This window comes from Vibrio sp. MED222, assembly GCF_000153005.1.
Lineage (GTDB): Bacteria > Pseudomonadota > Gammaproteobacteria > Enterobacterales > Vibrionaceae > Vibrio > Vibrio tasmaniensis_A.
On the sequence record NZ_CH902608.1, the window covers coordinates 310,590 to 336,146 of the forward strand.

Genomic DNA, 25,557 nt, shown 5'->3' on the forward strand with positions numbered 1-25,557 from the left:
TGTTACGGAAAGCAGGTCTTATACCTTGCTAAGGTCCCTTATCAGCAGTAACCGTAGCTCATTAGACGCTGGTAACGACGCTCTAGAAGTGCTTCGTTGTCAAATTGCTCTAGCTCTTCTAACTGCTTAACTAACATGTCTTTCATGTTCTGAGCTGTCTGTATTGGATCGCGGTGCGCGCCACCTAGAGGCTCAGGGATGATTTCATCGATAAGCTCAAGCTCTTTAAGGCGAGGAGCTACTAGGCCCATCGCTTCAGCAGCTTGTGGTGCTTTATCTGAATCACGCCATAAGATTGAAGCACAACCTTCTGGAGAGATTACTGAGTATGTAGAGTACTGAAGCATGTTCACGTAATCACCAACACCAATCGCTAGTGCACCACCAGAACCGCCTTCACCTACAACGTTACAGATAACTGGAACTGAAAGGCCGGCCATCACTTTTAGGTTCTTAGCGATAGCTTCAGATTGACCACGCTCTTCTGCACCAACACCTGGGTATGCACCCGCTGTGTCGATGAAAGTAATGATTGGCATATTGAAACGCTCAGCCGTTTCCATTAGGCGAAGTGCCTTACGGTAACCTTCTGGCTTTGGCATACCAAAGTTACGGATCACTTTCTCTTTAGTCTCACGACCTTTCTGGTGACCAATAACCATAACAGGACGACCATTTAGACGAGCCATACCACCCACTATTGCTTTGTCGTCAGCGTAAGCGCGATCGCCCGCCATCTCTTCAAACTCTGTGAAGGCATGCTCCAGGTAATCTTTGGTGTAAGGACGTTGAGGGTGACGAGCAAGTTGAGCTACCTGCCATGCACCTAAGTCACTAAAGATTTTCTGTTTAAGCTCTAAGCTTTTTTTCTCTAGTTGTTCAATTTCTTTGTCTAGATCTACCGCTGTGTCACCACCGTGACGCGAAACGTCACGTAGCGCTTCGATTTTTGCTTCAAGTTCAGCGATAGGCTTTTCAAATTCTAGAAAGTTCAGGCTCATCTATGAATCCTTGTTGATTCAGCTCCGCAGTTACGGAGCTAAATTTTAGTTAAATTCGAGTTCTACTTGGCTATTTCCAAGCAGCTGTTTTAATTCGTCTAGTAATGTATCACTTGGCGTCACACGCCATTCTGTGCCCAATGTTAACCGCGCTCTAGCGTCGGCACGTTGGTAGTATACATTGACTGGGACCGTTCCGGCTCTATAAGGTTCTAAGATTTGACCAAAGCGTTCAAAAAATTGACCGTTAATTTGGGATTGCTCGATAGATATCGACACCCCACGAGCATATTTCTCACGGGCGCTTCCTAAGTCCATGACCTCGCGCGCGGACATTTTAAGCCCACCATTGAAATCATCAAAGCTGACCTGTCCAGAAACAACCACAATTTTGTCTTTTTCGAGCAATTCTGCGTAGCGATCGAGCGCATCAGAGAACAACATCACTTCCATCCGACCCGATCGGTCATCAAGAGTCATCAAACCGATTCGAGTACCGCGCTTCGTGGTCATGACCCTAGCCGCAATGACCAAACCTGCAATCGTTAAGGATTGGTCACGACGAGTCGGCGTCGCATCTTTCAAACGACAGCTGGTGTATTTCGCAAGTTCTTTAATGTAAGCATTCACCGGGTGACCCGTTAAATACAAACCAAGCGTTTCGCGTTCACCTTCTAGCCAAACCTTTTCAGGCCATTTAGGCACTTGGGTATACTTGTGTTCAACCTCTTCCGGAGCGTCGGTCAACACACCAAACATATCAGATTGACCGAACGACTCAGCATGGTGATGTTGGCTTGCTGCCTTAACCGCATCTTTCAAAGATGCCATCATCGCCGCTCGGTGAGGACCTAATCTATCTAAGGCTCCGGATAGAATCAACTTTTCGATAACACGTTTGTTGACCTTCTTCAGATCAAGACGTGCACAGAAGTCGAATAAGTCTTTAAAGTAACCACCTTTGTTACGCGCTTCGATGATGGCTTCAATTGGGCCTTCACCCACCCCTTTAATCGCACCGATGCCATAAACAATTGCGCCATCTTCATCCACATTAAAGCGGTATAGGCCCGAGTTGATGTCAGGTGGAAGGAGCTTGAGCTTCATACGGAAACACTCATCGACAAGGCCAATAACCTTCTCGGTGTTATCCATATCCGCGGTCATTACTGCCGCCATGAATTCCGCAGGGTAGTGTGTTTTCAACCACAGTGTTTGATAAGAAACCAGTGCGTATGCAGCCGAGTGAGATTTGTTAAAGCCGTAGCCCGCAAACTTCTCTACCAAGTCAAAGATCTTCATGGACAGTTCGCCATCAACACCATTGGCTTCAGCACCTTCTTTGAAGGTACCGCGCTGTTTTGCCATCTCTTCAGGCTTTTTCTTACCCATCGCACGACGCAGCATATCGGCTCCACCAAGCGTATAACCCGCAAGAATCTGAGCGATTTGCATTACCTGTTCTTGATACAGGATGATGCCGTACGTAGGTTCTAGTGTCTCTTTAAGCGATTCGTGTTGCCACGTTTCATCAGGGTAAGAGACCGCCTCTCGTCCGTGTTTACGGTCGATGAAGTTATCTACCATGCCTGATTGCAGAGGGCCAGGACGGAACAAGGCCACCAATGCGATGATATCTTCAAAACAGTCGGGTTGCAGACGCTTGATCAGATCTTTCATACCACGCGATTCCAGTTGGAATACCGCGGTGGTTTCAGAATTTTGTAATAGGTTAAATGACGCTTGATCATCCAGAGGAATCGACTCGATACGAACCGGATCTTTCCCCTCTTTCGCTAAGCGAGGGTTTACTAGGCCTAATGCCCAGTCAATGATCGTCAGTGTACGCAGCCCCAAGAAGTCAAACTTAACCAAGCCAGCAGTTTCTACGTCATTCTTATCGAATTGCGTTACTGGGAAGTTACCTTCCGCATCGGCATAGATAGGTGCAAAGTCAGTAATCGTGGTCGGTGAGATTACAACACCACCCGCGTGCTTACCTGCGTTTCGCGTACAACCTTCTAGAATTCGACATTTATCAATCAGCTCACGAACTTCTTCATCACCATCATAAAGTTCAGGCAATGCAGGCTCTGCGAGGAATGCTTTCTCTAGCGTCATGCCCGGATCAGGCGGAACCAGCTTAGAAATTCGGTCAACAAAACCAAATGGGTGGCCTAATACACGGCCAACGTCACGGATTACCGCTTTTGCCGCCATAGTACCGAAGGTGATGATCTGAGAAACGGCATCACGGCCGTACATTTCAGCCACGTGATCAATAACTTGGTCACGCTTATCCATACAGAAGTCGATATCGAAATCGGGCATGGATACACGTTCTGGGTTCAAGAAACGTTCGAACAGCAAGTCATATTCAAGTGGATCAAGATCCGTGATATCAAGCGCGTAAGCCACCAAAGAACCAGCACCAGAACCACGACCCGGGCCTACTGGTACATCGTTATCTTTTGACCACTGGATGAACTCCATTACGATCAAGAAGTAACCTGGGAAACCCATGTTATTAACTACTTCTAGCTCGATTTTAAGTCGCTCATCGTATTCAGGCCTGCGTTCAGCTCTGACTTTTTCGTCAGGAAATAGGAATGCTAAACGTCGTTCAAGACCTTCTTCTGATTTTTTGATCAAGAAGTCTTCAATCGCCAAACCTTCCGTCGGGAAGTTCGGCAAGAAGTATTCGCCCAATCGAACGGTGACATTACAACGCTTAGCGATCTCAACACTGTTCTCTAATGCTTCAGGGATATCTGAGAACAACTCACACATCTCTTCTTCGCTACGGAGGTACTGTTGTGGACTGTAGTTTTTCGGTCGACGTGGATCAACCATGGTAAAGCCGTCGTGAATCGCCACACGGATTTCATGAGCGTCAAACAAGTCTTCAGAAATGAATACCACTTCGTTGGTCGCAACAACTGGCAGGTCTTCTTGCTCAGCCAATTCCAGCGCAAAGTGCAGATAAGACTCTTCGTCCGTACGTCCAGTTCGAATGAGCTCCAGATAAAAACGGTCTGCGAAATGTGTTTTGTAAAACTCAACGCTGCTTGCAACCAACTCTCTATTGCCTTTCAGCAACGCTTTACCAATCTCACCTTCTTTTGCACCCGATAAAAGAATCAGGCCTTCCGCATGTTCAATCAGCCACTCTTTATCAATAACAGGCTGATGCTGCACATGGCCACGAAGGTAAGCTTTTGATATTAATAACGTTAGGTTATTGTAGCCTTTATTACTCGTTGCAATAACGGTGAGTTTTGTCAATTCATCGCCAAAATCAGGAGACTGCATCAAGAAGTCAGCACCAATAATTGGTTTAACCCCACACCCATGAGCAGTACCGTAGAATTTCACCAAACCGCACAGGTTGGTAAAGTCGGTCAATGCTAGAGCAGGCATACCCATTTCAGCGACTTTTTTAACTAATGGTGGCACCTTGGATAGGCCATCCACCATCGAAAAGTCACTGTGTACGCGTAGGTGAACAAATTTTGGATCTGACATTATTTTTCCTGAGTTCTAGGTTTGAGCCTAGGATTACAACTGTGTGTATTCTATTTTTTTCTAGCGTCACTAAGCAACTTTATTCGATGCTAAGCTCTAGTTTACGTAAAGCTCTAATCTATATAGAGCTTATTCAATTCGCTCTAATCTATGCCAAGAATACGTTTTACTGGCTTAAAGCTTTTGCGGTAATGCTCGGTTACGCCATGTTTTTCAATCGCTTCAAAATGCGCTTTTGTCGGGTAACCTTTATGTTTAGCAAAACCAAACTCTGGATGAAGCTTATCAAGTTCTTCCATCTCTTGGTCACGAACCACTTTAGCGATGATAGACGCTGCGCTGATTTCAGCCACCCGTAAATCCCCTTTCACAATAGCCAGACCGGCCATCGGTAGCTCAGGGACTCGGTTTCCATCTATTAGCGCTATATCAGGTTGAACACTCAGCCCGGCAATAGCACGCTGCATAGCTACCATAGTCGCTTGTAAGATATTCAACTCATCAATTTCTTGTGGGGAACAACGCCCCACAGACCATGCCAAGGCTTTCTCTTTAATTTCAGGAAGCAGAGCAAGGCGCTTTTTCTCAGACAGTTTTTTTGAATCGTTCAAGCCTTCGATTGGGTTATTCGGATCGAGGATAACCGCGGCGGTAACTACATCACCAACTAACGGCCCACGCCCCACTTCATCAACACCAGCGAATAACTGGTAGCCTTGAGGATACTCAAAAGGAGGAAATTCTTTTTTCTCTTTTACTGCCATGACAATTCTCTTTGTAACTTTTAAGCAAATGCTTTTGAAAGAAGCACTTTATGATTCAACAAACTCTCGACCGATCAATTTCAGAACTGCGTTAGCTGCCTGTTTGTCAGCATCTTTACGAATCCAGTGATGCATTTCAGTAAAGCGTTCAATAAGTGGCGCGTTGTCAGTTGAAAGCATCTTATCGACCGATGGGAAAAGGTAATCTGGGTGACACTCCTCAAGAATGTGTTCTTTTACGATTTCTTCACCCGCTAGGATATTCGGTAACGAGACAAATTCTGTGATCGACAATTTCTTAACGATATAGCCAGTGAGCTTGTTGACCTTGTAGCCAACGACCATCGGTCGTTTCAGCAACATACACTCAAGAGCAACAGTACCAGAAGCTAACAAAACAGAATCAGCAGCAGTAATCACATTGGTAGCCGTATCTTCTACCAAGGTAAATTCAAGTTCAGGTGCCGTCGATTGCCAGATCTCTGTAAACTGTTTCTTGCGCTGTTCATTAACCAATGCAACAACAAAATTGATATCAGGGTACTTTTGCTTAATGCGCTGACAAGTTTCGATAAATGGTTGAGCAATCAAACTCATTTCACCACCACGGCTACCTGGCAATACCGCTAACCACGGCTTATCTTGATCTAAACCTAAAAGATCGCGAGCCTCTTTCTTATTCGGCTCCAGTGGAATGGTATCAGCCAACGTGTGGCCAACGAATTCACAAGCAACGTTATATTTATCATAAAACACTTTTTCGAATGGTAAGAAAGCCAGTACCAAATCGGTTGCTTTGTCGATTTTAAAGATACGCTTTGGACGCCATGCCCAGACTGAAGGGCTGACATAATGAACAGTCTTAATGCCCGCGTTCTTAAGATCTAATTCAAGTCTTAGATTAAAGTCTGGCGCATCGATACCGACGAAGACATCTGGCGGGTTTTGAGTAAAGTACTTAACTAGCTCCGCTTTCACTTTTAGCAAGCGAGGTAAACGACCAAGCACTTCTACAAGCCCCATCACGGCAAGCTCTTCCATTTCGAAAAGAGACTCACAACCAAGCGCCTTCATTTTTGGTCCGCCAATACCCACGAATTCAGCATTCGGATATTGTGATTTGATCGCTTTAATAAAGCCTTCGCCAAGCGTGTCACCAGAGAGTTCTCCGACAACGATACCTACACGCAGAGGTTCATTCGAAACAAAGTCCAAGCTATTGGTTGCTGCTTCTTGCTGTGCCATAGTTTTCTAATTCCCTTCTTGCCTAAAACAAAAAAGATCGCCTAACGAGTAGCGATCTTTTTGTTATACCAATCTAACGAGGTAACTATTGTCATACTCATATTGATTGGTACATAACCACATCAAGTATTAACGAATAATACCGCGCTCAGAGCTCTCTAGCATTTCTAACATAGGAGTTACCGAAGCAAACTCTTTCGCCATTTCAACTAAAGCGGCTTTCGCTTCTTCAAGTGTTTTGCCTGAACGGTATAACTCTTTGTACGCTTTCTGTAATGCTCGAATTTCTGGTTTCTCAAATCCGTTACGCTTCAAGCCCACTAGGTTGAGGCCGAATGGAGCGGCATGATTACCCTGTGCAAGCACGTACGGCAGTACATCTTGAACAACCGCAGAACAGCCGCCAATGTACGCATAAGCACCAATAGAACAAAATGGGTGAATAGCAGAAAGCGCCATAACACCCGCATAATCGCCAACGGTTACGTGGCCACCAAGAATAGCATTGTTACCAATGTGAGTATGGTTACCAACAATAACATCATGCGCTACGTGAGCATTTACACAAAGTAAGTTGTCATCGCCAATCACAGTGGTAGCTTTGTCTTGAGTTGTACCACGGTGGATCTGAACTGCTTCACGAATCACATTACGGTCACCGATCACAACAGTCGTGTCTTCACCACCGTATTTCTTATCTTGGTTTTCTTCTCCAATCACTGCGTGTGGGAAGATTCGGTTTTGCTTACCAATTGTCGTGTGACCTTTGATCACAACATGCGACATCACTTCAGTGTCATCACCAATTGTCACGTTACCAGCAATGTAAGTGAAAGGACCAACCGTCACGTTAGCACCGATAGTTACATCACCTTCGATTACTGCTGCCGGGTGAATTTTCGCTGTTTCATGAATCATATTAAAACTCTCTACGAGCACATTTAAGTTCAGCTGAACATACAACTACGCCGTCAACTTTCGCTACACCGTTGAACGATGCAATGCCACGACGTTCTTTTAAGAACTCAACTTCGATAACCAATTGGTCACCTGGCACTACTGGCTTGCGGAACTTCGCTTTATCTACGCTAGCAAAGTAGTAAAGCTCATTACCAGAAGGAGCACCAAAAGATTTAAATGCTAGAAGACCTGTTGCTTGCGCCATTGCTTCTAAGATCAACACACCTGGGAATACAGGAAGTTGTGGGAAGTGGCCTGTGAACTGAGGTTCGTTAACAGAAACATTCTTAATCGCAGTCAGTGTCTTTTCTTTTTCAAAGCTAGTCACACGATCAACCATTAAGAATGGGTAGCGATGAGGTAATAGTTCCTGAATTTCAGTAATGTTCATCGTTGTCTGTTCAGTAGTCAAAGTCGTATTCCTATGTATATTCTTTATTTAATGAGAAGGATTATAAACGAAAAAGACTCGCTGTACGCGAGCCTTTTATTAGAAATGCTGGAATTATGATTCCGCGCTGTTCTCGATAAGTTTTTCAACGGTTTTCAAACGCTTGTTCATTTCATCAATACGATGAACTCGCGTTGCTGTTTTACGCCAATCTTTATTTGGCTGTAAAGGAATACCTGAAGAGTACATGCCTTTTTCGGTGATACTGCGCATTACCATCCCCATACCGGTGATTGTAACGCCGTCAACGATTTCTATATGACCATTAATCACACAACCGCCACCAATAATACAGTACTTACCTATCGTTGTGCTGCCGGCAATGATAGTACCACCTGCAATAGCAGAACCATATCCGATGTGAACATTATGAGCTATCTGAAGTTGGTTATCTAAGATAACGTTATCTTCAATAATAGTGTCATCTAATGCGCCACGGTCAACGGTAGTACACGCGCCGATTTCTACGCGGTTACCAACACGAACTGAACCGACTTGCGGGATCTTAACCCACTCGCCTTTCTCATTCGCATAACCAAAACCATCGGATCCAATCACTGTACTAGATTGAATCAAACATGCTTCGCCAATCACCACTTCATGGTAAACACTTACGTTAGCCCAAAGCTTAGTACCTGCGCCAATTTTTGCATTTTGACCAATAAAGCAACCAGCACCGATAACGACGTCATCACCAAGCACTACGCCAGTTTCAATCACAGCATTGGCACCAATAGACACATTTTGTCCAATGGTCGCGTCGCCTAAAATTGAAGCAGAATCAGCAATACCAGCAGCTGGCGCTGGCGTGGTATCAAGCGCTTGAGCAACCTTAGCAAAAGCAACATAAGGGTCGCTGACCACAATAACGTTGGTCTTACACAGTTCACGCTCGCTCTCTTTAACCATAATAGCGGATGCTTTACAGTCGCCAAGGTGCTTGCTGTACTTCACGTTCGAAAGGAACGTAATATTTCCTTCTTGCGCTTTATCCATAGGAGCGACTGCTGAAACGGTAACTGCACCGTCTCCGTGTAGCTCTCCACCGGTAATCGTTGCCAATTCGGCTAAGGTCAGATTCTTCATAAAACTTATTTCAGTGATTTAATTACTTTTTCAGAGATGTTGTATTCTGGCTTACCGTACTGCAGAGCTTGAATATCAACGATCATGTCGTAGCCTTCTTTCTCTGCAACTTTAGTTACAGCATCTTGAATTACTTTGAATAGCTTCTGCTTCTCTTGTGCTTCACGACGTTGGCTTGCTTTTTCTAATGCTTGAGCTTTGATTTTGTATTTGCTGTCTAGTTGGCCGACTTCAATACGAAGTTTCTCTACTTCATCAGGCCCTAATAGCTCACCATCACGCTTAAGCTTTTCAATCTTAGTCTTAGCTTCAGCTTGGATACTTTGAAGCTCAGCAGCTTTATCTTTGAACTCTTCCTGCATTTTTTGAAGAACAACTTCACGCTGAGGTAGAGCCTGGAATACTTGTGCAGTATTTACATAGCCCACTTTTTGCGCAGCTTCAGCCGCTGTTGCAAAGAAAGAAGAGCTAAGAACTACAAGGCCTAAACCTGCTGCTTTAATCATATTTTTCAAAATATTGTCCTTTAAAGATTAGAAAGTTCTACCAATGGTGAATGTGAAGAATTCTTCGTCATCGCCTTCGTAGATTTTAATTGGTTTCGCTAGAGAGAAAACCAATGGTCCCATCGGTGACATCCACTGAAGAGCGGCACCATAAGATGAACGGTAATTTGTTGGGTCAGAGTAATCGTAGTAGTACTGTTGACCGCTATTAGGTACGCCACGGTCTACGAATTCGGTATCCCATACACTTGCCATATCGAAGAACACGCTAGTTCGAATCTGACTGCGCGCTTCATCAGAAGCAAACGGTGTTGGTACGATTAACTCTACGCTAGCCAAAGCAACCGCATTACCACCAACCGAATCATCGGTTGCAGAATTGTACGTCGGGTTGTTGCCCGTGCTATTTCCGTAAACAGCTTTTGGACCAGCTGAGTTCGAACCAAAACCACGTAGTGTTGTAAAACCACCCGCGTAGTAGTTTTCGTAGAATGGGAACAAGTTATCATTACCATCCGTTTGACCATAACCGTTACCATAGCCTAATCGACCACGCATCAATAGTGTGAACTCATGCTTTTTAGTCAACGGAATGTAATGTTTTACATCGTATTGCGCTTTGAAGTATTTCGCATCCGAGCCTGGTACGGTTATTTTCGCGAAAGCACGTTGGTGGTTACCTTCAGTAGGGAAGAAGCCACGGTTAAGGTTGTTGCGCGTCCAAGAGATATTGATATCGAAGTCATCGGTTAAGATATGCTCATCACCGTATTGGTCAATACTTCTCGCAAACTGTTCAACTTGAATATAGGTAGGAACGTTACCGATTTTGTTGTGCGTATAACCAAAACCAAACTCGAGACGGTTCAGCTCATCCATAGGGAAACCCCATGTTAAGCTCGTACCATAACTTTGGTTGGTATAATCGACAATACCCGCTTCAGAGGCTTCAAATTCGTTGTAGAAGATTTTCCCTCCCATACTCACGCCATCAAGGTTCCAGTATGGGTCGCGGTAGTCTAAGCTCACATTCTTTTGGTAATCGTTCATCATGGCGCTTACGCCAACACGGTTACCAGAACCTGCAAAGTTATCTTGCTGTAAACCAACCTGGAAGCTGACACCCGATTCAGTACCGTAGCCAACACCGAAGTTGACGCTACCCGAGTTCGCTTCCTTAACGTTGTAAACCAGATCCACTTGGTCTTCACTGCCAGGAACACGTACCGTTTGCACATCGACCGTTTCAAAAAAGCCTAAACGGTTAAGACGGTTCTTACCTGTATCAATCGACTTGGAGTTCAGCCAGCTGCCTTCCATTTGACGCATTTCACGACGCAGTACTTCATCTTTCGTTGAGTTGTTACCCGTGAATCGAATATCACGAACGTAGATACGGCTGCCCGCTTCTACATTGATAACCAACGACACTTCTTTGGTCTCATCGTCAAATTCAGGAATCGTACGAACTTGTGGGTACGCATAGCCAGATTCGCCTAGAATTCGTTTCACGCCCTCTTCTAAAGACGTTACAGAAGAACCGTTATATGTATCGCCATCTTCGAATGGCACTAACGCTTCGAAGTCAGCCTCGCGGCCGATAAGCTCACCACGGAAAGAGACATCTTTAACGGTATAAGCTTCGCCTTCATCTAGGCCTAGCGTGATGTAAACACCTTTCTTATCAGGAGAGATCGCAACCTGAGTCGAATCCACCTTAAATTTAAGGTAACCACGGTCAAGGTAGTAAGATTTCAACGCTTCGATATCACCAGCCAGTACTTGCTTCTGGTATTTTTCATCCGCAAGGAAATTCCACCATGCAACATCAACGTTCAAGTTGAAACGACTAAGTAGATCAGCGTCAGAGAAAACTTCGTTACCGATAAAGTTAATTTGCTGAATCTTAGCGGACACGCCCTCAGTAAATACAAACTTAAGGTCAGAACGGTTACGAGGCAGAGGCGTCACTACAGCTTTTACTGTCGCGTTGTATTTACCAACACTGTAGTAGAAATCTTCAAGGCCCTTCTCAATGTTACTCAGTGTAGTACGGTCAAGGGCTTCACCTTCACGAACACCAGATGCATCTAGGTTCTGCTGAAGTTGTTCTTCTTTGATCGCCTTGTTACCTGAGAATGAGATACTTGCGATGGTCGGTCGTTCTTTGACTTGAACAACTAAAACATCATCATCGCGAAGAACTTTAACGTCCTCAAAGTTGCCTGAAGCATACAGTGCACGAATGATCTCAGACACATCGCCGTCATCCACTTCATCGCCAATACGTACTGGCATTTTCAGTAGAGCTGCACCAAGTGCAACACGCTGTAAACCTTCGATCTTGATATCTTGAACTACAAAGTTTTGTGCTCCGTTCGCAGCCACACTAGTGGCCAATAGACTTGCGAACAGAATTTGCTTAATCGCCATACTTATTCTAATTATTCCTTGCTACTACCAATGCCTGTGAGAAACCATTCACAGACGAGTAAAATCATTAAATATTGCCAGAGCCATCAAAGAGAAGAGGATTGCGCCTCCCACTCTATATCCCATTTCTTGAACTTTTTCAGGTACAGGTTTACGAGTAACGGCCTCAATAGCGAAAAAGAGCAAATGTCCGCCATCAAGCATAGGCAGCGGAACTAAATTAATAATACCCAAGTTAACACTAATCAGAGCTAAAAAACCTAAGAAGTAAACTAAACCGTAATCGGCGGTTGCCCCTGCGCCTTTAGCAATTGAAATTGGGCCACTCAAGTTATTTAAGCCAACATCACCAACGATAAGCTTCTTAAGCATTGTCAGTGTCAAACCTATGATTTGACCTGTTTTATTAAATGCTTTTCCTACAGACTCAATTACACCAAATTGTAACTCAAAGCGATAATCTTCTGGCCATTCTGCGACTTCGGGAGCAATACCCGCATAGCCGATTGTAGAACCATCAGAAAATTCGCGACTATTGGGCGTCATAACCAATGACCGCTCAACACCATTTCGTAATACGACAAGGTCCAAGGGCATCATTGGGTGTGAACGGATTAATTCAACAACCGACTTCCACTGTTCAATAGGCTGACCATTAATTTCGACAATTTTATCGCCAGATTCTAGCCCTGCAGAATAGGCAGCACCGTCATCAATAACTTGAGCGAGCACTGTCGATATCTCTGGAGAATAGGGTCTAAAACCAAGCGTTGTCATTGCTGACTCAGTTTCTGAGTTGAACGACCAGTCAGAAATATCCAATGTTATCTGTTGTTCAAAGCCGATGTCGTCTTGAGAAGAAACCGTTACAGTCATGGACTCATCACCAATATGTGATATCAAACCCAAGTTTACTGATTCCCAATCTGCGGTTTTGATTCCTGAAATAGATTTAAGTTCCATTCCAGTTTCAATTCCGGCTCGTGCAACAATAGATTGCGGGGTGACCTCACCGATCACCGGTTTAACCGCAGGCACGCCAATCAAAAATACCAGCCAATATGCGAACACGGCAAAGATAAAGTTGAATGCTGGACCTGCACCCACAATCGCTGTTCGTTTCCACAACGGTTTCTTATCAAAAGCGTATTGCTGTTCGTCTTCAGAAAGGTCATCAACACGACCATCAAGCATCTTAACGTAGCCACCCAATGGAATGACTGACAAGCTATATTCCGTTCCATCGCGGCCAACTTTACTCCAGATCGATTTACCAAAACCAATCGAGAATTTTTCTACTTTCACACCGCAGCGACGAGCAACCCAGAAGTGTCCAAATTCATGAACAGCGACCAGAATACCAAGCGCTACAATAAAGGATGCGAAGTTCCACAGAATTCCACTCATGCTAGCTGCTCTTTTATAAATTGAATGGCTATTTGACGAGACATATTATCGAGCTCGAGAAGGCTTTCCAAGCTATCTAAGCCTTCAGAGTTATGTTGTTCACATACTTTGTTCATAACATGCTCGTTAATGATAGCAATATCGGTAAACTTCACTTGATTGTTCAAGAAAGCATCGACTGCAATTTCGTTTGCCGCATTAATTGCTGTTGTTGCATGCTGCCCCAAATAGCACGCCTCAATGGCTAATCTCAAACATGGGTAACGAGTTAAATCGGGCTCTAAGAAGGTAAGCTCGCCCACTTTGGTGAAATCCAGAGGCTTAACACCCGCTTCAGTACGATCAGGATAAGACATGGTCAAAGCAATTGGCGTCGCCATATCAGGTTCACCCATTTGAGCCAATACTGAGCCATCTTTGTACTGAACCATAGAATGAATCACAGACTGAGGGTGAATAATAACTTTGAGTTGCTCTTGAGAGGCATTAAATAGCCATTTCGCCTCAATGTACTCTAAGCCTTTATTCATCATCGTAGCTGAATCAACAGAGATCTTAGGGCCCATTGACCAGTTAGGGTGTGCAATCGCTCTCTCAGGTGTGACCGAATCTAACTCTGCAACATCCGTATAGCGAAAAGGGCCACCCGAACCAGTCAAAAGAATATGGTTGATACCATTTTCTTCAAGGTCACAACGGCCTAGTTTGGTTTGCACATTCTGAGGTAAACACTGAAAGATAGCATTATGCTCGCTGTCGACAGGAAGCAGTTCAGCGCCGTACTTCTCTACGGCGTCGATAAACAACTGGCCAGACATCACCAACGCTTCTTTGTTAGCCAGCAAGATGCGCTTACCAGCCTTAACCGCAGACATCGTAGGAAGCAAACCTGCCGCACCCACAATAGCAGCCATTACCGTGTCCACTTCATCTAGAGAAGCGACCTGACACATGCCTTCAGAACCAGAAAGAACTTTGATGTTTGGGTGATTTGTAGACAACACTTCAGTCAGCTTAGATGCTGCATCAGGGCAAGCCATAGCAACATAGCTTGGTTGCCACTTTTCAACTAACGCCAGCATCTTTTCAACATTCGAGCCTGCAGCCATTGCTACAACCGAATAGAGTTCTGGGTTTTGTTCAACGACTTTTAGTGTACTTGCACCAATTGAGCCGGTAGCGCCAAGGATAGTTAGATTTCGCATCACATATGACCGTAGAAATGTAATAAAGGGCAGAATCACTGCCCTTTTTTATTAGAATGCTAAATAAAGCAGAGCAAAGACAGGGAACGCAGCCGTTAAGCTATCTATTCTATCAAGTATACCACCATGACCAGGAATCAGATTACTGCTGTCTTTCACCCCAGAAACACGTTTAAACATGCTTTCAACAAGATCACCAAGAACAGAAATAACGACGGTCACAAGAGTAATAACAATCATGTGGAGAGGGCTTGTGAATTGGATATCAAACAAGTCAGCAAAGATCCAGGCCACGATCACTGCTGTAATGATGCCACCAATAAGACCTTCAATCGTTTTATTAGGACTCACCGCAGGGGCCATTTTGCGCTTGCCAAAGCTCTTTCCTGAAAAGTAAGCACCACTGTCCGCAGCCCAAACAAGCAAGCAAACGAACATCACCAATTTTGCGCCGTGGTAAGGATCAACATCAATACCGTTAGCACGCAGGATAACCACACTCCAGAAGAATGGTAGCAAAGTCAGCACGCCAAATGCGTGACGAAGAATGGATGAGTCTTTCCATGCTGGCATAGACTTAGGATAAGTCACTGCCATACCACTCGCGATTACCCACCAAATTGAACCAATCGTTAGAATGGCGTAGTGAGCACCCGATAAGTTATTAAGGCTAAATGCATCAAAAGGTATAAAAGCAAAACTTGCAGCACTTACCACAACTGTTGGAATCAACGCTAAATAACGTGATTTGCTTTCAACAAACTGAGTCCACTCCCAAAGACCCAATAGCGAGATTACTGCTAGTGAAAGAATAAACGTGGGAAGTGATAACTCGAAAATACCTAGAATAACTAGGGGAGCTAAAATCAACGCCGTAATAATTCGTTGTTTCAAACCAAAAAAATCCTTATTAACTGTCCATCAGAGCTTTAATTTGCTCACCGGTGCATCCAAAACGACGCTCGCGGTTTACAAACCAAGTCACAGCTTCTACTAAGCTGTCTTCATTAAAGTCTGGCCAGAATTGTTCAGTGAAATACATTTCGGCGTAAGCTAATTGCCAAAGCATAAAGTTACTAATGCGGCACTCGCCACTGGTGCGGATAAGTAGATCGACTTCTGGAATATCTGCCATCGTCAGGTGTTGTGTAATCATAGCTTCATCAATGTCTTCTACATTAATATCGCCAGACTTAACCTGTTGAGCAATCGAAGTCATCGCTTGCTGGATATCCCACTTACCGCCGTAGTTAGCCGCAATATTAATAACCATACCCGTATTGGTGCTAGTCAAAGCTTCCGCTTCTTCTATTTTCTTTTGTAGTCGCTCATTAAAACGACTTTTATCACCAATAACACGAAGTTGTAGATTATTTTTATGAAGCTTTTTTACTTCACTCGATAGCACTGAAATAAACAGTTCCATCAAGAGACCCACTTCTTCTTCAGGACGACGCCAATTTTCACTACTAAAAGCAAAAAGAGTTACGGCTTTAATGCCAAGTCTGGCTGCTGAAGATATGGTTTTTCGAACAGCTTGAACGCCATTTTTATGACCAAAGACACGAGGCTTACCCTGAGCTTTTGCCCAGCGACCATTACCATCCATAATGATAGCAATGTGTTTAGGAAGAGAGTCTGTGAACGCTTGAGAATTATGCATAAAAGAGTGAATCAAATTCTAATAGTCGAACAGAATAGCATAAAAAAACGCTGCACCGTGAGTACAGCGTTTTTCCTGAAAGAAAAGAATATGGAAAATTAAACTTCCATCAACTCTTTTTCTTTAACTGCTAGAACTTCGTCTACGTTCTTAACCGCAGCGTCAGTTAGCTTTTGAATTTCGTCTTGTGCTTTACGATCTTCGTCTTCTGAAATTTCTTTGTCTTTAAGAAGTGCTTTTAGATCGCCATTCGCGTCACGACGGATGTTACGAATAGCAACACGGCCACCTTCAGCCTCGCCACGAACGATTTTAACTAGGTCTTTACGACGTTCTTCCGTAAGCGGTGGAAGTGGAACGCGAATAACCGTACCTGCAGACATAGGGTTTAAGCCTAGGTCAGAAGTCATGATTGCTTTTTCAACAAGAGGAGTCAGTGTTTTATCAAACACTGTAATTGCTAGTGTACGTGCGTCTTCAGCAATAACGTTAGCTACTTGAGTCAAAGGTGTTGGTGCACCGTAGTACTCAACAGTAAGACCAGAAAGTAGGCTCGGGTGAGCACGGCCTGTACGGATTTTTTGTAGGCTGTTTTTTAGTGCATCAACACTTTTTACCATGCGCTCTTGAGCGTCTTTTTTGATTTCGTTAATCACAATTTCACCTTGATTATGTTCTTTCTTCAAGAAAGCTTTTTATTTGGAGTGATAAGGATAAGCTTACCGAAGCATTATACTTCAGTAAGCCCGAAAAATTAGTCAGCGTCGCTGATTAATGTACCTTCAGTTTCACCCATAACCACGCGACGTAGTGCGCCTGGCTTATTCATGTTAAATACACGGATTGGCATTTTGTGGTCACGTGCTAGCGTAAATGCGGCCAAGTCCATTACTTTCAATTCTTTTTCAAGAATGGTGTTGTAAGACAACGTATCATACAACTCTGCGTCTGGGTTTGCTACTGGGTCAGCAGTAAATACACCATCTACTTTTGTTGCTTTTAGAACTACGTCAGCTTCGATTTCGATACCGCGTAAACATGCAGCAGAGTCTGTAGTAAAGAATGGGTTACCAGTACCAGCAGAGAAGATCACAACACGACCTTGACGTAGTTGGCTGATTGCATCTGCCCAGTTGTAGTCGTCACATACACCTTTAAGAGGAATTGCTGACATTACACGTGCGTTTACGTAAGCACGGTGTAGTGCGTCACGCATAGCAAGGCCGTTCATTACCGTTGCCAGCATCCCCATATGGTCACCAACAACACGGTTCATACCCGCTTCTGCTAGGCCTGCGCCACGGAAAAGGTTACCACCACCGATAACAACACCAACTTGAACGCCTAGTTCAACTAATTCTTTTACTTCTTGAGCCATACGATCAAGGATCGTTGGGTCAATACCAAAACCTTCTTCGCCTTGTAGCGCTTCACCGCTAAGTTTTAACAGAATACGTTGATACGCTGGTTTAGGGTTCGTAGTCATGGAGCTTACCTTCCAAAGAGTTGATGATTAACAGTCATGGATAAAAACTGAAGAGCTCAGTTTGCATTCATAACAGCTAAAAGCCGGAAATAATTCATTATTCATAAAAAGACCGCAGCATTTGCCACGGTCTCTTTTCAAACAATACGCTAAGGATTAACCTTTTTGTACCGCTGCAACTTCGTCTGCGAAGCTCATTTCAGCTGCTTTCTCGATACCTTCACCAACTTCTAAACGAACGAAGGTAGTAACTGATGCGCCTTTCTCTTTAAGAATGTCAGCAACAGTTTTCTTAGGTTCCATGATGAAAGCTTGACCAGTAAGAGATACTTCGCCCGTGAATTTCTTCATACGGCCGATAACCATTTTCTCAGCGATCTCTTGTGGTTTGCCTTCGTTCATAGCGATTTCAACTTGAACAGCTTTTTCTTTTTCTACTACGTCAGCAGGTACGTCAGATGGGTTAACGTACTCAGGCTTAGAAGCAGCAACGTGCATAGCGATGTGCTTAAGCGTTTCAGCTTCGCCTTCACCAGCAACAACAACACCGATTTTCTCGCCGTGACGGTAAGAAGCTAGTGCAACACCTTCAACAAGCTCAACACGACGGATGCTGATGTTCTCACCGATCTTAGTTACTAGAGCGATACGTGCGTCTTCAAACTTAGCTTGAAGTGCAACGATGTCTAGACGTTCAGCTAGAGCAACTTCAGCAACTTCGTTAGCGAATGCAAGGAAACCTGCATCTTTAGCTACGAAATCAGTTTGGCAGTTCACTTCAAGAAGAGCAGCAACGCCAGCTTCTTCTTTAATGATGATTGCGCCTTCAGCAGCAACGTTACCAGCTTTTTTAGCTGCTTTCGCTGCGCCAGATTTACGCATATTTTCAATTGCTAGCTCGATGTCGCCTTCAGCAGCAACAAGCGCTTTTTTACATTCCATCATGCCCGCAGCTGTGCGTTCACGAAGTTCTTTAACTAGAGCTGCAGTTACAGTTGCCATTCTCTATTCCTCAGTAAATTCTAAAAAAGATAAAAAACAGGGGCCTAATTAATTGGCCCCTGATATTGACTGTATTCAGTTCTTAAGCCATCGATTATGACCGCTTAATATGAACTAAATATGGCTCAGAGCCGCTATTATTCAGCTTCTACAAAACCGTCTTTTTCAGCAGCTACAGCAGCAACATCTTTGTTACGACCTTCTTTAACCGCGTCTGCAGCAGCGTTTAGGTAAAGCTGTACTGCACGGATTGCATCATCGTTACCAGGGATAACGAAGTCAACACCGTCTGGGTTAGAGTTAGTATCAACTACAGCGTAAACTGGGATACCTAGGTTGTTTGCTTCTTTAACTGCGATGTGTTCGTGATCAGCATCGATAACGAATAGAGCGTCTGGAAGGCCGCCCATGTTCTTGATACCACCAAGAGACTTCTCTAGCTTCTCCATTTCACGAGTGCGCATTAGAGCTTCTTTCTTAGTAAGCTTGTCGAAAGTACCGTCTTGAGCTTGCGCTTCAAGTTCTTTCAGACGCTTGATAGACTGACGAACAGTTTTGTAGTTCGTTAGCATACCGCCTAACCAGCGGTTGTTAACGTAGAACTGGTTGCTGTTGATAGCAGCTTCTTTAACAGCTTCAGATGCAGCGCGCTTAGTACCAACAAAAAGAACTTTACCTTTCTTCTCGCCAACTTTAGCGATTTCAGCTAGAGCGTCGTTGAACATTGGTACAGTTTTTTCTAGGTTGATGATATGTACTTTGTTACGAGCACCAAAGATGAATGGCTTCATTTTTGGGTTCCAGTAACGAGTTTGGTGACCGAAGTGAACACCAGCTTTAAGCATATCGCGCATTGATACAGTTGCCATTTTAAAATCCTCTATGGGGTTAGGCCTCCACATCCCCCATGAATCCGACCCCTAACAACTAACCACTTTTCAGCCGTTATCTGTGTTGTTGAGGCACCCCGGAACATGTGTCGGAATGTGTGTGATTTAAAGAAATAAGTTAGTGGACACAAAGCTTGTTTCGCCAATTGGAGAAAACAGTCCTGATGTCCGGCGCGCTTTATACCATATTTTGTCTATCTATGGCTAGAAAAAAATCCAAAAATGGCGACTGCTATACTCTAGCCTATTAGCGGATTTCACCGATAAATCGCGGCCTAATCAAATCGATTCAGCATCGTCTTACAGAGCAATATCGGCTTAAATTAAGTAGTATCCACCAGCATTGTATGGATATGGGAATGTTGCGCTAAAATGCTGCACTGATAGAATAGCCCCAATATGCACACTTAGGTGCTACCAAATTAAGAGATATGCAATGGCTGTAAAAATTAAAACTGCTGAAGAAATTGGAAAAATGCGCGTCGCCGGCAAGCTGGCTTCTGAAATTTTAGAGATGATTGAACCTCACATCCAAGTGGGTACAACGACAGAAGAGCTTAACCAAATCTGTCACGAGTACGCTCTAGAGAGAGGCGCATACTCAGCACCACTTGATTACCACGGTTTCCCTAAGTCTATCTGTACGTCTATCAACCACATCGTGTGTCATGGTATTCCAGCATCACAAGATGAGACTGGTAGCACAGGTCAATTCAAACCTGCAGTATTGAAAGATGGCGATATTCTAAACGTTGATATCACTGTGATTGTTCCTGATGACGAAAATGCAGACCTAAGCACTCGTCCGCAAGGTTACCATGGTGACACATCTAAAATGTTCCTTGTGGGTGAAGTTTCACCAGCAAACAAACGTCTATGCATGGTTGCTCAAGAAGCACTTTACGAAGGCATGCGTCAGGTTAAACCAGGCGTTCAACTTGGCCAAGTTGGTACTGCTATCGAGAAGTACATCAAGACAAACAACAAGAATAACCCACGCGCTAAGTTCTCTATTGTAAAAGATTACTGTGGTCACGGCATTGGTTCTGAGTTCCACGAAGATCCACAAGTCGTTCACTACAAAAACAGCGATCGCACAGTGCTAAAAGCAGGCATGTGTTTCACAATCGAGCCAATGATCAATGCTGGTAAATTTGGTTGCCGTCTAGATGACGAAGATAGCTGGACAGTGTACACAGCTGACAGCAAGAACTCGGCTCAGTGGGAACACACTTTAGTTGTTACTGATACTGGTTGTGAAGTACTAACACTACGCAGTGATGATACGATTCCACGTATCATGAAGACGCTTAGTTCAACAAACTGAACACTCAGACTTTGAAAATATCCTCGCATTGCCGAGGATATTTTTTATCCGCTCAATTTCGATTTTGCATCAGCTTCTGTTAAATTGTTTACTATTCTCATTTGCTTGCACGGATAGCAGACTATGCCTTATCAATGCCCTATTACGTTCAATGACGAACAACTTGAAATCTGCGAATTAAAAAATCAGCTCGAAATCTTCACGCAGTATCAAAAGAGTGAATTTCTAAATCATCATCCAGTTACCGATTTGGTTCTGCTGCGCTCCGAATACATGGATTTGCTTCTCAACCGTTTATGGGAGCATTTCGGATTTAGCAAACTGCCTCATATTGCGTTGGTCGCAGTAGGCGGCTATGGCCGTGGTGAACTACACCCTTTATCCGATATTGATATTCTCATCGTCTCGCAAAGAACTCTGCCATCAGCACTAGGTGAGAAAGTCAGTCAATTCATCACCCTACTGTGGGATTTGAAGCTAGAAGTCGGCCACGCAGTCCGTACCATTGCCGAGTGTCTTGAGATTGGCATCGATGATTTAACCGTTGCGACCAACTTACAAGAGTCACGTTTACTATGCGGAAGCGAAGACACCTTTCAAGAGTTAAAGCTAAAGATTCATTCCGATTCATTTTGGCCAAGTGAGACCTTCTACAAGGCGAAGATTCAAGAACAGAGAGAGCGTCACGCTCGTTATCACGACACAACTTACAATCTAGAGCCGGATATTAAATCAACTCCGGGCGGGCTCAGAGACATCCACACTCTGAGTTGGGTAGCACGTCGCCACTTCGGTGCGACTTCTTTGTTAGAAATGAGCAAGTATGGCTTTCTTACCGATGCCGAATATCGTGAACTCGTGGAGTGCCAAGATTTCTTATGGCGCGTTCGCTTTGCACTGCACATAGAGCTGCGCCGTTATGACAACCGACTTACCTTTGCGCATCAGGCTCAAGTAGCCGAACACCTTGGTTACACTGGTGAGGGCAATCGCGGCGTAGAAATGATGATGAAGGAGTTCTACCGAACACTTCGTCGTGTAGCAGAGCTCAACAAGATGCTGCTTAAGCTGTTTGACCAAGCAATCATTAACGGTGGTCAAACACAAGAAGCCGAGATTCTCGACAATGACTTCCAACGTCGAGGTTCATTAATCGAAGCGCGTAAGCCAGCCCTATTCCAAGCACGGCCAGAAACGATTCTCGATATGTTTATCCATATCGCGAATGACTCGACGATCGAAGGGGTAAGCCCACCAACATTACGACAACTGCGAACGGCGCGTCGCCGATTGAACCGCTTCCTGCATACCATTCCTGAAGCTCGTGACAAGTTCATGGATTTAGTTCGCCACCCCAACGCACTGCACAAAGCTTTTAGCTTGATGCATAAACTGGGCGTGCTATCGGCGTACTTACCGCAATGGAGCCAAATTGTCGGCCAAATGCAGTTTGATCTGTTCCACGTTTACACCGTGGATGAACACAGTATTCGCCTGCTCAAGCACATCAACCGCTTTAGCCAAGTAGAGAACCACGACAAACACCCAATTTGTTGTGAAGTGTACCCTCGAGTTCAGAAAAAAGAACTCCTGATCCTCGCCGCTATCTTCCACGACATCGGAAAAGGCCGTGGTGGAGACCACTCGGAAATCGGCGCCGTTGAGGCTTACTCTTTCTGTATTGAGCATGGGCTATCGAAGCCTGAAGCCAAACAAGTTGCGTGGCTAGTACAAAACCACCTATTAATGTCAGTGACCGCTCAGCGCCGTGATATCTACGATCCGGATGTGATTACCGAATTCGCCAAAAAAGTTCGCGATGAAGAGTCACTTGAGCTGCTGGTTTGCTTAACTGTCGCTGATATCTGTGCAACCAACCCAGAGCTATGGAACAGCTGGAAACGTACCCTACTCGCAGAGCTATTCCATTCTACGCAGCGAGCACTGCGTCGCGGCTTGGAAAACCCAGTCGATGTCAGAGACCGTATTCGTCACAATCAACAAATGGCATCTGCACTGCTGCGTAAAGAAGGTTTCTCCGCTCGTGAAATTGAAGTGTTGTGGCAGCGTTTTAAAGCTGACTATTTTTTGCGTCATACACACACTCAAATTGCTTGGCACTGTGAGCACTTACTTCGCTTAGAAGATCCGAGCCAACCTTTAGTACTTATCAGCAAAAAAGCAACACGAGGTGGTACAGAGGTATTCGTATACTGTAAAGACCAAGCAGCACTTTTCGCCACCGTTGTTGCCGAGCTCGACAGACGTAACTTTAACGTTCACGACGCACAGGTCATGGTCAGTAAAGATGGTCACGTTTTGGATACCTTTATCGTACTTGATCAACATGGTGAAGCGATTGATGAAGCAAGGCACAAAGCCGTTGCGAAGCATCTAACTCATGTTCTGGCTGATGGCCGTCCAACTAAGATTAAGACACGTCGCACGCCTCGAAACTTGCAGCATTTCAAGGTAAAAACTCGGGTTGAGTTCCTACCAACTAAGAGCAAGAAGCGCACCTTGATGGAGTTGAGAGCTCTTGATACACCGGGGTTGTTGGCTCAAGTCGGCGCAACCTTTGCTGAGTTAGACATCAATTTGCACGGCGCTAAAATTACCACCATCGGCGAACGTGCAGAAGATTTGTTTATTCTGACCAGTGACGCGGGAGGAAGGTTGTCTGAAGAACAAGAACAAGCCTTAAGAGAAAGATTAACCGAGCACGTTTCAGAACTCGCACCTTAGAAAGCTAATTTAGAGCTAGAAGTAAGTTGTGACGAGGAAACAAGTTTAGCTCTAGGAGCTGCTTTAATAGCCAAATAAGTGTGGGCAAAGATAGAGAGCGATCTTGCCCACAACTTACAATCAATTCACAGATATCAACTATCTAGCTCGTCGTTAGGCTGCTACATTGATCAAGTCAATTACATAAAAGTATTACATTCATAACCTAGAGGTCGCTTATGTATCCAAACCTCACTGGCTTAGGTATCCACGAACCTAAACAGATTGAACGTTACTCCCTTCGCCAAGAAGCGCACAAAGATATCCTGAAGATTTACTTTCGTAAGCAGAAAGGTGAACTGTTCGCGAAAAGCGTTAAGTTTAAGTACCCACGACAAGTAAAAAGTGTGCTTGTTAGCGGCGGCAATAATCAATACAAAGAAGTGACCGAGATTAACCGCAACCTCACTCTTGTGATTGATGAACTCAACAAAATCACCAAACCGACGCCAACGGCTGAGGTGGATGTGAAGCAGAAGATCCTTACTGACTTACGCCATCTAGAAAAAGTGGTATCAAGCAAGATCGCAGAGATCGAAGCCGATCTAGAAAAACTTAAATGATCCCGCGATTAACTGTTAGCAATTAACGATTAACTAACCTACATTAGTTATGCCGTTAAGGTCGCACAGACATCAAAAAGGGCTGATATCACTATCAGCCCTTTGTTTTTATTCTATTTTCTCTATTCACTTAGACTCGCGATTGCTTAAACACGCGTGACTTACTTCGACAAGCAAGTTTGAGCATCGATTAAGTTGGCATCCCACTCAAAAGTTTCAAACAACCTTAACCACGTTTCATCTAAGTTCGCCTTCATCACCAATTCTTCTTTAGTGAAAGGATGAATGAAGCGCAATTCAGAAGCATGCAGCAACAGACGGTGTGAGTCTAAATCATCACGGAACAGTCGGTTATGCTTACCATCACCATGTGAAGTATCGCCCACGATTGGGTGTCTTAGATGAGCCATGTGACGACGCAGCTGATGTTTACGTCCTGTCTTTGGCATCATCTCAACTAAGCAATAACGACTGGTAGGAAAACGGCCTGTTGAATACGGCACTTCGACTTTCGCTAACGGCTCGTAAACAGTGACGGCCTCTTGTGGTTCTTTATCTTCTTTCGCGAACTTATCGGCGATCTTATCCAACTCGACCTTGAGTGCATAATCGAGCGTATCGCCCTCTTCTATCCACCCACGGACAATCGCATGATAAGTCTTTTGCATCTCATGGTTGGCGAACATCGGCATCACCTCTGAGGCAACCTCACTCGACAGTGCGAACACCAATACGCCAGACGTTGGACGGTCTAAGCGATGCAGAGGAAATACGTGCTGACCAATTTGGTCGCGCAGAGTCTGCATCACAAACTGAGTCTCGTGTTTATCCAACCATGAGCGATGCACTAGCATACCCGCTGGCTTATTCACCGCGACAAAATACTCATCTTGATAAATGATCTCTAACATTACGCGCATACCTCATCAATGCTCTGAATCGTCACTAGCAGTTCAGCTTTGTCTGCCTCATTTTTCCACACTTCACCAAAATAAGGATGAATCGCAAAGCCTTTCGGTAGGCTCATTTGGGCATCCATCATTGCGTTGATCTTTACGATAAAGATCCACTGCAACCACTCTTCTGGTTGTAGCGAGTCAATCGCAAAAGGCTCAACGCTCGCCAAAGCTTCATTCGAAGGCGGAAGTTCACTCCATAGCGAACATTGGCGCATTTGTTGTTCTAATTGTTGAAGTAAAGGAGGTAACTTTGTGGCAGCTGTCATTTTTCACCAAGTTATTTATCTAGTGACCTTGAAA

At 44.4% G+C, this 25,557-nt stretch carries 22 protein-coding genes; 3 read left to right on the forward strand and 19 right to left on the reverse strand.

Annotated elements, in window-relative coordinates; all coding sequences use genetic code 11:
• Positions 1-41: 41 nt before the first annotated feature.
• The 17 genes from accA to rpsB form a co-directional block, all read right to left on the reverse strand.
• Positions 42-1,001 (reverse strand): acetyl-CoA carboxylase carboxyl transferase subunit alpha, encoded by a 960-nt coding sequence (gene accA, locus MED222_RS09215; RefSeq protein WP_009847403.1) that lies wholly within the window; start codon positions 999-1,001, stop codon positions 42-44.
• A 45-nt stretch (positions 1,002-1,046) separates the two neighbouring features.
• Positions 1,047-4,526 carry a DNA polymerase III subunit alpha gene (dnaE, locus tag MED222_RS09210; protein WP_009847404.1) on the reverse strand — a complete coding sequence of 1,160 codons (3,480 nt, stop codon included), beginning with the start codon at positions 4,524-4,526 and terminating at the stop codon, positions 1,047-1,049.
• A gap of 143 nt (positions 4,527-4,669) precedes the next feature.
• On the reverse strand, positions 4,670-5,290 hold the full coding sequence (gene rnhB / locus MED222_RS09205; RefSeq protein ID WP_009847405.1) for a ribonuclease HII: 621 nt from the start codon (positions 5,288-5,290) through the stop codon (positions 4,670-4,672).
• 48 nt (positions 5,291-5,338) lie between these two features.
• Positions 5,339-6,535, reverse strand: coding sequence for a lipid-A-disaccharide synthase (lpxB, locus tag MED222_RS09200; RefSeq protein ID WP_009847406.1), 1,197 nt, complete (start codon positions 6,533-6,535; stop codon positions 5,339-5,341).
• Positions 6,536-6,664: 129 nt separating this feature from the next.
• Positions 6,665-7,453, reverse strand: coding sequence for an acyl-ACP--UDP-N-acetylglucosamine O-acyltransferase (gene lpxA, locus MED222_RS09195; protein ID WP_009847407.1), 789 nt, complete (start codon positions 7,451-7,453; stop codon positions 6,665-6,667).
• Between the two features lies 1 nt (position 7,454).
• Complete coding sequence (gene fabZ, locus MED222_RS09190) at positions 7,455-7,907, reverse strand: 3-hydroxyacyl-ACP dehydratase FabZ (protein ID WP_009847408.1); 453 nt, start codon at positions 7,905-7,907, stop codon at positions 7,455-7,457.
• A gap of 93 nt (positions 7,908-8,000) precedes the next feature.
• Complete coding sequence (gene lpxD, locus MED222_RS09185) at positions 8,001-9,032, reverse strand: UDP-3-O-(3-hydroxymyristoyl)glucosamine N-acyltransferase (protein WP_009847409.1); 1,032 nt, start codon at positions 9,030-9,032, stop codon at positions 8,001-8,003.
• Positions 9,033-9,037: 5 nt separating this feature from the next.
• The gene (locus tag MED222_RS09180; RefSeq protein WP_009847410.1) at positions 9,038-9,538 is read right to left on the reverse strand and encodes an OmpH family outer membrane protein; all 501 of its coding nucleotides are present in this window, start codon (positions 9,536-9,538) and stop codon (positions 9,038-9,040) included.
• Positions 9,539-9,565: 27 nt separating this feature from the next.
• Entirely contained in the window at positions 9,566-11,971 is a 2,406-nt protein-coding gene (gene bamA, locus MED222_RS09175) for an outer membrane protein assembly factor BamA (protein ID WP_009847411.1), read from the reverse strand.
• A gap of 48 nt (positions 11,972-12,019) precedes the next feature.
• Entirely contained in the window at positions 12,020-13,378 is a 1,359-nt protein-coding gene (rseP, locus tag MED222_RS09170) for a sigma E protease regulator RseP (protein WP_009847412.1), read from the reverse strand.
• Positions 13,375-14,583: a 1-deoxy-D-xylulose-5-phosphate reductoisomerase gene (gene ispC / locus MED222_RS09165; RefSeq protein ID WP_009847413.1), complete on the reverse strand. Its 1,209-nt coding sequence runs from the start codon at positions 14,581-14,583 to the stop codon at positions 13,375-13,377. Before ispC ends, rseP begins: the two co-directional genes overlap by 4 nt.
• Before the next feature lie 51 nt (positions 14,584-14,634).
• Positions 14,635-15,477 carry a phosphatidate cytidylyltransferase gene (locus MED222_RS09160; protein ID WP_009847414.1) on the reverse strand — a complete coding sequence of 281 codons (843 nt, stop codon included), beginning with the start codon at positions 15,475-15,477 and terminating at the stop codon, positions 14,635-14,637.
• 16 nt (positions 15,478-15,493) lie between these two features.
• Complete coding sequence (locus MED222_RS09155; protein ID WP_009847415.1) at positions 15,494-16,246, reverse strand: isoprenyl transferase; 753 nt, start codon at positions 16,244-16,246, stop codon at positions 15,494-15,496.
• A gap of 98 nt (positions 16,247-16,344) precedes the next feature.
• Positions 16,345-16,902, reverse strand: a complete 558-nt coding sequence (gene frr / locus MED222_RS09145; RefSeq protein ID WP_009847417.1) for a ribosome recycling factor — start codon at positions 16,900-16,902, stop codon at positions 16,345-16,347.
• Positions 16,903-17,000: 98 nt separating this feature from the next.
• A complete protein-coding gene (gene pyrH, locus MED222_RS09140; RefSeq protein ID WP_009847418.1) occupies positions 17,001-17,732 on the reverse strand; it encodes a UMP kinase in 732 nt (243 codons plus the stop codon).
• A gap of 156 nt (positions 17,733-17,888) precedes the next feature.
• The gene (gene tsf, locus MED222_RS09135; RefSeq protein ID WP_009847419.1) at positions 17,889-18,734 is read right to left on the reverse strand and encodes a translation elongation factor Ts; all 846 of its coding nucleotides are present in this window, start codon (positions 18,732-18,734) and stop codon (positions 17,889-17,891) included.
• 137 nt (positions 18,735-18,871) lie between these two features.
• A complete protein-coding gene (gene rpsB, locus MED222_RS09130) occupies positions 18,872-19,603 on the reverse strand; it encodes a 30S ribosomal protein S2 (RefSeq protein WP_009847420.1) in 732 nt (243 codons plus the stop codon).
• 457 nt (positions 19,604-20,060) lie between these two features.
• Here rpsB and map point away from each other — a divergent pair, with 457 nt between their 5' ends.
• The 3 genes from map (at position 20,061) to MED222_RS09115 (ending at position 24,298) form a co-directional block, all read left to right on the forward strand.
• Positions 20,061-20,951 carry a type I methionyl aminopeptidase gene (map, locus tag MED222_RS09125; RefSeq protein WP_009847421.1) on the forward strand — a complete coding sequence of 297 codons (891 nt, stop codon included), beginning with the start codon at positions 20,061-20,063 and terminating at the stop codon, positions 20,949-20,951.
• Between the two features lie 123 nt (positions 20,952-21,074).
• The gene (gene glnD / locus MED222_RS09120) at positions 21,075-23,696 is read left to right on the forward strand and encodes a bifunctional uridylyltransferase/uridylyl-removing protein GlnD (protein ID WP_009847422.1); all 2,622 of its coding nucleotides are present in this window, start codon (positions 21,075-21,077) and stop codon (positions 23,694-23,696) included.
• Between the two features lie 218 nt (positions 23,697-23,914).
• Positions 23,915-24,298 (forward strand): DUF3461 family protein, encoded by a 384-nt coding sequence (locus MED222_RS09115; RefSeq protein WP_004734354.1) that lies wholly within the window; start codon positions 23,915-23,917, stop codon positions 24,296-24,298.
• 161 nt (positions 24,299-24,459) lie between these two features.
• On the opposite strand, the gene truC is transcribed toward MED222_RS09115, so the two are convergent.
• Both truC and MED222_RS09105 read right to left on the reverse strand, forming a co-directional pair.
• Positions 24,460-25,209 carry a tRNA pseudouridine(65) synthase TruC gene (gene truC, locus MED222_RS09110; RefSeq protein ID WP_009847423.1) on the reverse strand — a complete coding sequence of 250 codons (750 nt, stop codon included), beginning with the start codon at positions 25,207-25,209 and terminating at the stop codon, positions 24,460-24,462.
• Positions 25,209-25,523, reverse strand: coding sequence for a YqcC family protein (locus tag MED222_RS09105; protein WP_009847424.1), 315 nt, complete (start codon positions 25,521-25,523; stop codon positions 25,209-25,211). The genes truC and MED222_RS09105 overlap by 1 nt, the downstream gene beginning before the upstream one ends.
• Between the last annotated feature and the right edge of the window lie 34 nt (positions 25,524-25,557).

Coding starts and splice junctions, on each gene's coding strand:
- accA (WP_009847403.1), bottom strand. CDS start 1,001: ATGAGCCTGAACTTTCTAGAATTTGAAAAGCCTATCGCTGAACTTGAA.
- dnaE (WP_009847404.1), bottom strand. CDS start 4,526: ATGTCAGATCCAAAATTTGTTCACCTACGCGTACACAGTGACTTTTCG.
- rnhB (WP_009847405.1), bottom strand. CDS start 5,290: ATGGCAGTAAAAGAGAAAAAAGAATTTCCTCCTTTTGAGTATCCTCAA.
- lpxB (WP_009847406.1), bottom strand. CDS start 6,535: ATGGCACAGCAAGAAGCAGCAACCAATAGCTTGGACTTTGTTTCGAAT.
- lpxA (WP_009847407.1), bottom strand. CDS start 7,453: ATGATTCATGAAACAGCGAAAATTCACCCGGCAGCAGTAATCGAAGGT.
- lpxD (WP_009847409.1), bottom strand. CDS start 9,032: ATGAAGAATCTGACCTTAGCCGAATTGGCAACGATTACCGGTGGAGAG.
- MED222_RS09180 (WP_009847410.1), bottom strand. CDS start 9,538: ATGATTAAAGCAGCAGGTTTAGGCCTTGTAGTTCTTAGCTCTTCTTTC.
- bamA (WP_009847411.1), bottom strand. CDS start 11,971: ATGGCGATTAAGCAAATTCTGTTCGCAAGTCTATTGGCCACTAGTGTG.
- rseP (WP_009847412.1), bottom strand. CDS start 13,378: ATGAGTGGAATTCTGTGGAACTTCGCATCCTTTATTGTAGCGCTTGGT.
- ispC (WP_009847413.1), bottom strand. CDS start 14,583: ATGCGAAATCTAACTATCCTTGGCGCTACCGGCTCAATTGGTGCAAGT.
- MED222_RS09155 (WP_009847415.1), bottom strand. CDS start 16,246: ATGCATAATTCTCAAGCGTTCACAGACTCTCTTCCTAAACACATTGCT.
- pyrH (WP_009847418.1), bottom strand. CDS start 17,732: ATGACTACGAACCCTAAACCAGCGTATCAACGTATTCTGTTAAAACTT.
- tsf (WP_009847419.1), bottom strand. CDS start 18,734: ATGGCAACTGTAACTGCAGCTCTAGTTAAAGAACTTCGTGAACGCACA.
- rpsB (WP_009847420.1), bottom strand. CDS start 19,603: ATGGCAACTGTATCAATGCGCGATATGCTTAAAGCTGGTGTTCACTTC.
- map (WP_009847421.1), top strand. CDS start 20,061: ATGGCTGTAAAAATTAAAACTGCTGAAGAAATTGGAAAAATGCGCGTC.
- glnD (WP_009847422.1), top strand. CDS start 21,075: ATGCCTTATCAATGCCCTATTACGTTCAATGACGAACAACTTGAAATC.
- MED222_RS09115 (WP_004734354.1), top strand. CDS start 23,915: ATGTATCCAAACCTCACTGGCTTAGGTATCCACGAACCTAAACAGATT.
- truC (WP_009847423.1), bottom strand. CDS start 25,209: ATGTTAGAGATCATTTATCAAGATGAGTATTTTGTCGCGGTGAATAAG.
- MED222_RS09105 (WP_009847424.1), bottom strand. CDS start 25,523: ATGACAGCTGCCACAAAGTTACCTCCTTTACTTCAACAATTAGAACAA.